This window comes from Microcoleus sp. Pol11C3 (assembly GCF_036701485.1).
Classification (GTDB): domain Bacteria; phylum Cyanobacteriota; class Cyanobacteriia; order Cyanobacteriales; family Microcoleaceae; genus Microcoleus.
The window spans coordinates 1-6,718 of record NZ_JAUBQW010000211.1; the positions used below are offsets into that span (position 1 = coordinate 1).

The 6,718-nt window shown below is 45.2% G+C and carries 6 protein-coding genes and 1 tRNA gene; 4 read left to right on the forward strand and 3 right to left on the reverse strand.

The annotated features are described in order from the left end of the window. The first annotated feature begins 275 nt into the window (after positions 1 to 275). On the forward strand, positions 276 to 1,208 hold the full coding sequence (locus QUA40_RS26925) for a 2OG-Fe(II) oxygenase (protein ID WP_333131555.1): 933 nt from the start codon (positions 276 to 278) through the stop codon (positions 1,206 to 1,208). Positions 1,209 to 1,476: 268 nt separating this feature from the next. Here QUA40_RS26925 and QUA40_RS26930 read toward each other — a convergent pair whose 3' ends face one another. Continuing rightward, positions 1,477 to 2,958 carry an ankyrin repeat domain-containing protein gene (locus QUA40_RS26930; RefSeq protein ID WP_333131557.1) on the reverse strand — a complete coding sequence of 494 codons (1,482 nt, stop codon included), beginning with the start codon at positions 2,956 to 2,958 and terminating at the stop codon, positions 1,477 to 1,479. Positions 2,959 to 3,054: 96 nt separating this feature from the next. Between QUA40_RS26930 and QUA40_RS26935 the strand changes: the two genes are divergently transcribed. Beyond that, positions 3,055 to 3,525 (forward strand): DUF4079 domain-containing protein, encoded by a 471-nt coding sequence (locus QUA40_RS26935; protein WP_333131559.1) that lies wholly within the window; start codon positions 3,055 to 3,057, stop codon positions 3,523 to 3,525. 156 nt (positions 3,526 to 3,681) lie between these two features. On the opposite strand, the gene QUA40_RS26940 is transcribed toward QUA40_RS26935, so the two are convergent. After that, positions 3,682 to 5,589: an ATP-binding protein gene (locus QUA40_RS26940; RefSeq protein ID WP_333131561.1), complete on the reverse strand. Its 1,908-nt coding sequence runs from the start codon at positions 5,587 to 5,589 to the stop codon at positions 3,682 to 3,684. Between the two features lie 215 nt (positions 5,590 to 5,804). On the opposite strand from QUA40_RS26940, the gene QUA40_RS26945 reads away from it, so the two are divergent. Continuing rightward, on the forward strand, positions 5,805 to 6,092 hold the full coding sequence (locus QUA40_RS26945; protein WP_333131563.1) for a hypothetical protein: 288 nt from the start codon (positions 5,805 to 5,807) through the stop codon (positions 6,090 to 6,092). A gap of 34 nt (positions 6,093 to 6,126) precedes the next feature. Here the strand turns inward: QUA40_RS26945 and QUA40_RS26950 are convergent. Continuing rightward, a tRNA-Cys gene (locus QUA40_RS26950) sits at positions 6,127 to 6,197 on the reverse strand. 201 nt (positions 6,198 to 6,398) lie between these two features. Here QUA40_RS26950 and QUA40_RS26955 point away from each other — a divergent pair. After that, positions 6,399 to 6,656 carry a metallophosphoesterase gene (locus QUA40_RS26955; RefSeq protein ID WP_333131565.1) on the forward strand — a complete coding sequence of 86 codons (258 nt, stop codon included), beginning with the start codon at positions 6,399 to 6,401 and terminating at the stop codon, positions 6,654 to 6,656. Positions 6,657 to 6,718: the final 62 nt, after the last annotated feature.

Sequence of the window (6,718 nt, forward strand, 5' to 3'; positions counted from 1 at the left end):
TCCTTATTTTTTTACCTTACCATTCTCTCAAACCTTTGTCCTGTTTAGACTAGAGGTGCCTTGTCACCCGCTAAGCAGTCCGCCAGGGACTTAAGTCCCTGCCTCAAAGCTGAAGTCCTCTGAAGAGGACTAAAGAAATTATCAGTCCTCTTTAGAGGACTTGAGCTATTAGACAGGGGTTTTAACCCTGGCGGACTGTCGGTTTAACGTGCTTTTTGACACGAATCAACACTGTTATGTCCTTACCAAGTTCCTACTTGCGTCCTTCAAAAATTATGACTTACACTCAACCGCAAATTAAACCCCAAGACGTAAAAGTTAAAATCCTGCTCACCGGCGGACATCAGTGCACCGTCACGCTCAAATCTGATACACCATTATTGCACAGCCTTGTCAAAACATTAGTCGATCGCACCCAACAAACACCCGGTTTTTCCACCTTATTTCAAATCCCTATAGACGGAGGTCGTTCCGCCCTTTCTTTTCCCGGCGAAAACCTAGTCGGATTAGTCACAGAACCCCCAATTTACTTACAGGAACTGCAACCGCAACAACCTGCAACTCCCGTAGAAATTCCCGCCACAGAAATTCCTGCCCCTGCGCCACCTGTAAATGACGATTTAATATCTCGCTACGCCCAAATAGACAACTTTTTGACACCCGCAGAAAAGAACAAACTCATTAAATATGTCTTAGCAAAAGAATCAGAATTTGTGAGTACCAGCACCTCAACCAATGCCGAAGATTACCGCCGTTCGATGGTACTCCACTCGTTCCCCGAATTTTCGGAACTGATGGTTAATCGCATCAAAGCAATTCTCCCCGACGTGCTGCGCCAATTAAATATTCCCTCATTTCCGCTTGGTGAAATAGAAGCTCAGTTAACCATGCACAACGACAACAACTTTTACAAACTTCACAACGACAGCGGCTCGCCAGATACGGCCAGCCGATTTTTTACTTATGTTTACTATTTCAATCGAGAACCAAAAGCTTTTTCAGGTGGGGAATTGCAGATTTATGACAGCAAAATCGAGAACAATTTTTATGTGGCGGACGAGACATTCAGAACCGTTGAGCCTCGTAATAACAGCATTGTATTTTTTCTGAGTCGCTATATGCACGAAGTTTTGCGAGTTAGCTGTCCCTCGAAAGCTTTTGCTGATAGCCGCTTTACTATTAACGGCTGGGTACGCAAAGCAAATTGAGACAAGATTTGCTACAAACAGTGCGAGCGATACGGGAGCATCCCTATTTGGTAAAAAGCGTTTCTTATGAGTGCGAGCTTAATATCTCCCTCGCTTCCTGATATATAAGACCTCTTGCACTCATTCGCAAAGTCTCTTGAAAAGCATCTGCGTTAATCTGCCTTTCATCTGCGGTTGATCGGCTCTATCAAAGATTTATGCAAGAGGTTTATTTTTAGCTAACTCTCCGGCTCGCACTCCTATAAAACTAATTGGAATGCTCCCATATTTACTCCAGTGCGCCAGCACTTTTGAGCAATTTTACCACAGTGGAATAACCCTTAAACTCAGCCAGCATTAAAGCTGTATAATTTCCCGGATTTTTGTGGTTTAGTTCTGCACCAGCAGTAATTAAAATTTTTACGGCATCAGCATAACCCCGATGTGCGGCCCACATTAAAGCAGTTGCGCCCGAATCATCCAGCAAGTTGACATCGGCACCTTTTTCCACTAATAATTGGACGATCGCCACATAACCTCGATCGCACGCCTTCATTAAAGCCGTTTTCCCCAAATCCGCCGGGACATTGGGATCAGCACCGCCGTCAAGCAAAGCCTTCACCGTCTCGGTATGTCCATGAAACGCAGCCAGCGTCAAAGCCGTCTCCCCAAAGTTTTTAGCATTCAGATAATCAGCGGGATTTGAGTTTACTTTTTGCAGCAAAGCCGATACGATCGCACTATGGCCGTGAACAGCCGCCACGAGTAAAGGCGTATCGCCCAACCGATTTCTAGAACCGACACTAGCACCTCGGTTTAACAGCAATTCCACCACATCTTCGCAGCCTTCAACCACGGCAAAATTCAAAGCAGTTTCATCATCTTTATCCTTAGCGTTGATATCCGCGCCAGCATCGAGTAGAATATGTGCGATCGGCGCATTTCCTCCAGCAGCCGCGGCCATCAAAGCCGTGCCCCCATCTCCATTTTTCACATTCGCATTAGCACCCGCACCAAGCAAAGCTCGCACCGCATCAGTATTGCCCGAATCCGCAGCCAAAGTTAAAGCAGTTTCGCCGTCTTTGTCGCGAGTTTCAACATCAGCACCAGCAGCCAACAGCGCCTCGACAACAGCCAAATTTCCCACCGTCGCAGCTTGCATCAAAGCAGTTTTGCTTTCTATATTTTTAACATTAGCATCGGCCCCACAATTGAGCAAAATTCGCACAATTTCAGCGCTACCTTGACGGACAGCTAAAAACAGCATAGAATTGTCAGCAACAGCACCTGCATCTGCCAAAGCTTTGACAACCGCTTCGTGACCCGATAAAGCAGCTATTTTCAAAGCCGAATCCCCATCTTTATCTCGGACATTTACATCAGCATTACCATCAAGTAACATCCGCACAACATTGATATCTCCTTTGAGAGAAGCCGCCATCAAAGCTGTACTACCATCATCATTTTTAGCATTAACATCAGCGCCAGCAGCCAGCAACAGCCGCACAGAGTCAGCCTGTTTGTGAGCCGCCGCCAGCATCAAAGCAGTCAGCCCAAAACGCCTGCTCACATGGTTGACATTAGCGTCATTGTTTAGTAGAATCCGCACGATTTCTGTATAGCCCTTTTGGGCAGCAAACATCAAAGCCGTCGTCCCCTCAGAGTCTTTGGCGTTAGCGTTAACACCCTTAGCTAGTAAAGCTTGGACGTGAATAATGTTGCCAGTCTTGGCGGCTTGGATTAATACAGTGTCTTGTTTAGTGGCAGTCATAATAGCCTCTCATCCCGTATGTTTTTACCATCACATGAGACGGACTGACTGGTATGCTAAGTTTTATGAAGTATGTTTGCTAATCCTCAGAACACTATGAATCTCGAAATTCCTCAGTCAGTGAAAGTTTGGAGCCAATTCATCCACCCAATTTTAATGTGGGTACTGCTGGCCATCTCATTGTATGCTTTGTATCTCGGCATTCAAATCCGACGTACCAGAAGCGCAGAAGGCGAAGTCAAAAAAGAGTTAATTAAGGGCAAATTCAACATCAAGCACCACCAGATGGGTTCTTTGCTACTAGCGTTGATGGTAACGGGTGCAGTGGGCGGAATGGCCGTCACCTACATCAACAACGGCAAACTATTTGTCGGCCCGCACTTGCTAGCAGGGTTGGGAATGATGGCAATAATTGCGATCGCAGCCTCGCTGACTCCTTTGATGCAAAAAGGCAATGATTTGGCCAGAAATACTCACATCTTTCTGAATATTGTGCTGTTGGGGCTATTTGGCTGGCAAGCGGTATCAGGCGTGGAAATCCTGCAAAGAATTATCAGCAAAATGTGAGGATTTGGGTAAGATTGCTAATTGCTAATTGCCTTGGGGCGATTAGTGATTAGCCATTAAATTGTCATATTCGTTAAATTGGAGCGCCGAGCGTTCGACCTTTATTTGTATATATTTGCCTGATTCTTCATACTTTGGAATGATTATGTAGATTCGCTATTTCTTACTGGTTCGGTACGCTTGATGCGGATCGCTAGGGCTTTCAGGACGAACATACTCAAGCTGACCGCTACCGATCAGACGGTTGAGATAGTTCCTTCGCAGGTAAACTTGACTGCGGTCAAGAATAGCAGCAAGGTCTGAAGAGGATAACTCGCGCCATTGGCAAAGCATCAGAATTACGGAGTCTACTTTTTGCGGGTCCTTGGTTCGTTCTCCTAGTCCCTTAACAGCGTTCCTCAAATTGTCTGGCATCTGATCTAAGTAATTTGGCTCAGAATCCTTATCTATAGGGCTACCCGCTAGATTAGGGTTGTCTTGGGCCACTAACCCGCTAGATAAGCTGTTATCTACAGGGCTACTCGCTAGATAAGGACTATCTTGTGCAGCTAGTCCGCTAGGTAAGTCTTCCCCTAAAATATTTGGGCTGAGGGTATAGTAAGTTGCGGAGCCTTTTCCGTTCTGTACCAGTAAGCCCCTATCCCGCAGATGTCTTAAGCGTCCGCTAGCTGTTAGCGTGTCTACGCAATTGATAGAGCGGTATATAAAGTTACTTATTCCGCCAATTTCCCTAACTATAATTAGCGCTCTTGCTTCATCATCATTAAGATAATAATCCTTAAATTGTGCTAACCATTCCACATCTTCAGGGCTTAACAGATGATGAACTAAGAGTTTAACAGTGAAACTATCTTTCTCTGAAATTGATTCAAATAAAGGAATCGTTAGATTTGCCCTGTGCATTTCATCAATCATAACGCGGATGCCTGTACCCTTTGTCTCTGCAATACCTACGTCATGCAAAACAGCAGCTATTTTTTCGTTGCGGGTAATGGAACCTGGTTCGCCCAGACAATCGAAAGGCTTTAGGGAATAACCTGGATTACGAATTTCAAGGCGATTGGAAAACCTAATTACTTGTACTGGTTGGCGTGTACGATAATTACGGTGCATGAGAGAATTGACTATCGCTTCCCTAATAACTGTTCGCGGAATCAAAGGTACTTCTTGGCGGTAAATGTTGTTATCTCCCAGGGTAAAGGCTTTTGGAATATCGTTTAACACAAGGCTGATTAGCCTAGGTATTGATAGTAATAACGGGTCAATAATTTCAACAGTTTGATAACGATTATTTGGATCGGGAACCCACTCACGTCCTTCTACTATGATGTAGTCTATACGGCTCATAGGGAAGTAACGCCGTAAAGATGTTGCCTTTCCAAATAAAAGAAGTCCGCCAATTGTCGCGCAAATTTGTCCTTGATGCTTAGTTGTAGCGGCTACAGAATAGAGTAAATCAGACTCAGTGTAATTGAGTTCTGCAGCGCTGGGATTGACATTACTTCTGATACGTCTATACTCTGCGATCGCCTGCGGGTCAAAATCATCTAAACTAGACTCAGGTACAGGGGTTTCATCGAAAGTGCGGTGCTGACGTAACTGGTACAAAAGAGCAATATCCTCATCCGTACAATGTTGGTCTGTTGGCCCTATGCGGCGAAAAGCACCTTTGGGAAGGCCTTTGCTCTTTATATAAACAGGCTTTTCATGGGGTTGAGCTTCTGGAATGAAAGCTAAGATTACATTCTTGCCATTGTGACTAATAACCTCAATCTGAGGACGAATTGCCACATTAAACATCTCCCGGCATTGATTAGCAAGATTAGATTGACTTTGGTCGGGGTCAGGAACTCCGGTTATTTGGTACTCATTAGCCGATTCATCATCCGATCTTTCTACTCCGAGTATGAGATAGCCACCTCCACGCCCCGGTTCATTGGCAAAAGCTGAAACGGTTTCCATCATACTTTTGCCAATGTCAGATGCGCGTTTGGCTTCTATCAAAACTGATTCGTCATGGCTTGATAGTTTTTCCCAAAGTTCACCAAAACTTAATTCTTTCATAAGATTATGCCAAGACTCTGAACTTATTAGTTTAGCATCAAAATTTTACTTACTTGGTTAGGTTACTTCATGTTATTTCATCGTATACCGCCAACGCCGCTAAATCAGACCGATACTAATAAAGACTCCGCCCTACCTCGAATCAAAAATCCTTTTTCCGTCGCCGTAAACCTTTATATCCGGGTTAAGCTAACATTTTTGTTGTTAGTCTAGGTTTGGAGAAACCTGCAACTTTAGCCGTAGCAGATGCGATGCTCGCACACAAAGTTCTTACCGAGCGTAGCATCCGCCAGCTACTCAGCGAGAATTACAAATTTCTTAATCGAGAACGGCCACTAAAACACTCCTCATCCCATGAACCTCAAAAGACCCACAGAGTATTTGCTTTCAATCTATTCGGAGAATCCGAGTTAGGTCAATATATTGACAGATTACTGGCGAAAGAGATTGTTACGATCGCACAAAAAAACCAAGCTGGTAGCCGGGACAAAACTCTGTCATAACTGACAAACAACTTGTTACGGTAGAAATTAAAAAAGGCGGCACCCAGATTTGAACTGGGGGTGGAGGTTTTGCAGACCTCTGCCTTACCACTTGGCTATGCCGCCGTCACGTCTGAAATTTGACGTTTTCTTATAGTACACCAAATCTCGAAAATTTTAACATACCTGTCAAAAATTTCGTGAAGCGCAGCTATCCCGATCGCGCGCGCGTTCCCCAAGGGTAGGGAATCGCCCTTTTTTCCCATATCCCCAAAACCCTTGTGGGAAGGTAATCTAGAACTATAGCAACGACCCGCAACACCAGCCATGACACCAGTTTCTCCCCTACTCGTCGCCCAAATCACCGACACTCACTTGTTTGCAGAGATCGATCGAGAATGGCAAGGCCTCTCAACCGCCCGCACCCTGCAAGCAGTTCTTGATCGCCTGCAACAGATACAGCCGCCGCCCGACTTACTCCTACTCACAGGCGACTTGTCCCAAGACGAAACACCAGAATCCTACCAGCGCCTAGTCTCCCTCATCGCCCCCCTCGGAATACCCGCCTACTGGCTTAGCGGGTGACAAGGCACCTCTAGTCTAAACAGGACAAAGGTTTGAGAGAATGGTAAGGTAAAAAAATAAGG

Excerpts from the sequence above, each read along its gene's own strand:
- QUA40_RS26930 (WP_333131557.1), bottom strand. The coding sequence starts at position 2,958 with ATGACTGCCACTAAACAAGACACTGTATTAATCCAAGCCGCCAAGACT.
- QUA40_RS26940 (WP_333131561.1), bottom strand. The coding sequence starts at position 5,589 with ATGAAAGAATTAAGTTTTGGTGAACTTTGGGAAAAACTATCAAGCCAT.
- QUA40_RS26935 (WP_333131559.1), top strand. The coding sequence starts at position 3,055 with ATGAATCTCGAAATTCCTCAGTCAGTGAAAGTTTGGAGCCAATTCATC.
- QUA40_RS26955 (WP_333131565.1), top strand. The coding sequence starts at position 6,399 with ATGACACCAGTTTCTCCCCTACTCGTCGCCCAAATCACCGACACTCAC.
- QUA40_RS26925 (WP_333131555.1), top strand. The coding sequence starts at position 276 with ATGACTTACACTCAACCGCAAATTAAACCCCAAGACGTAAAAGTTAAA.